This is a genomic window from Kocuria sp. CH-021 (assembly GCF_049716185.1).
Taxonomy (GTDB): Bacteria; Actinomycetota; Actinomycetes; order Actinomycetales; family Micrococcaceae; genus Kocuria; species Kocuria cellulosilytica.
The window spans coordinates 271,410-273,093 of the sequence record NZ_JBNAFK010000002.1 but is presented as its reverse complement, the minus strand read 5'-3'; the positions used below and the strand labels follow the sequence as shown (position 1 = coordinate 273,093).

The 1,684-nt window shown below is 56.4% G+C and carries 1 rRNA gene; it reads left to right on the top strand.

What is annotated here, in order from left to right:
* Window positions 1-138: 138 nt before the first annotated feature.
* Window positions 139-1,664 (top strand): 16S ribosomal RNA (locus tag ACPYN7_RS02495).
* Window positions 1,665-1,684: the final 20 nt, after the last annotated feature.

The following is a 1,684-nucleotide window of genomic DNA, read 5'->3' as shown; positions in this document are numbered from 1 at the left end:
GGTCTGTTGTTTGAGAACTCAATAGTGTGCCATGTTTGTTGATACCGAATGTTTTTTCGGTTGATGGGTTGTTGCTGTCCTGCCTCCGTGGGATGGTGGCGACATTTTCAGCCGGGGTTTGATGTTTTCGTTGTTTTTTTGACGGAGAGTTTGATCCTGGCTCAGGACGAACGCTGGCGGCGTGCTTAACACATGCAAGTCGAACGATGATGCCCAGCTTGCTGGGCGGATTAGTGGCGAACGGGTGAGTAATACGTGAGTAACCTGCCCTTGACTCTGGGATAAGCCTGGGAAACTGGGTCTAATACTGGATACTACGTCCCATCGCATGGTGGGGGGTGGAAAGGGTTTTACTGGTTTTGGATGGGCTCACGGCCTATCAGCTTGTTGGTGGGGTAATGGCTCACCAAGGCGACGACGGGTAGCCGGCCTGAGAGGGTGACCGGCCACACTGGGACTGAGACACGGCCCAGACTCCTACGGGAGGCAGCAGTGGGGAATATTGCACAATGGGCGGAAGCCTGATGCAGCGACGCCGCGTGAGGGATGACGGCCTTCGGGTTGTAAACCTCTTTCAGTAGGGAAGAAGCGAGAGTGACGGTACCTGCAGAAGAAGCGCCGGCTAACTACGTGCCAGCAGCCGCGGTAATACGTAGGGCGCAAGCGTTGTCCGGAATTATTGGGCGTAAAGAGCTCGTAGGCGGTTTGTCGCGTCTGCTGTGAAAGCCCGGGGCTCAACCCCGGGTCTGCAGTGGGTACGGGCAGACTAGAGTGCAGTAGGGGAGACTGGAATTCCTGGTGTAGCGGTGAAATGCGCAGATATCAGGAGGAACACCGATGGCGAAGGCAGGTCTCTGGGCTGTTACTGACGCTGAGGAGCGAAAGCATGGGGAGCGAACAGGATTAGATACCCTGGTAGTCCATGCCGTAAACGTTGGGCACTAGGTGTGGGGGACATTCCACGTTTTCCGCGCCGTAGCTAACGCATTAAGTGCCCCGCCTGGGGAGTACGGCCGCAAGGCTAAAACTCAAAGGAATTGACGGGGGCCCGCACAAGCGGCGGAGCATGCGGATTAATTCGATGCAACGCGAAGAACCTTACCAAGGCTTGACATTCACCGGATCGCCCCAGAGATGGGGTTTCCCTTCGGGGTCGGTGGACAGGTGGTGCATGGTTGTCGTCAGCTCGTGTCGTGAGATGTTGGGTTAAGTCCCGCAACGAGCGCAACCCTCGTTCTATGTTGCCAGCACGTGATGGTGGGGACTCATAGGAGACTGCCGGGGTCAACTCGGAGGAAGGTGGGGATGACGTCAAATCATCATGCCCCTTATGTCTTGGGCTTCACGCATGCTACAATGGCCGGTACAAAGGGTTGCGATACTGTGAGGTGGAGCTAATCCCAAAAAGCCGGTCTCAGTTCGGATTGAGGTCTGCAACTCGACCTCATGAAGTCGGAGTCGCTAGTAATCGCAGATCAGCAACGCTGCGGTGAATACGTTCCCGGGCCTTGTACACACCGCCCGTCAAGTCACGAAAGTTGGTAACACCCGAAGCCGGTGGCCTAACCCCTTGTGGGAGGGAGCCGTCGAAGGTGGGACTGGCGATTGGGACTAAGTCGTAACAAGGTAGCCGTACCGGAAGGTGCGGCTGGATCACCTCCTTTCTAAGGAGCCGTTGACCACC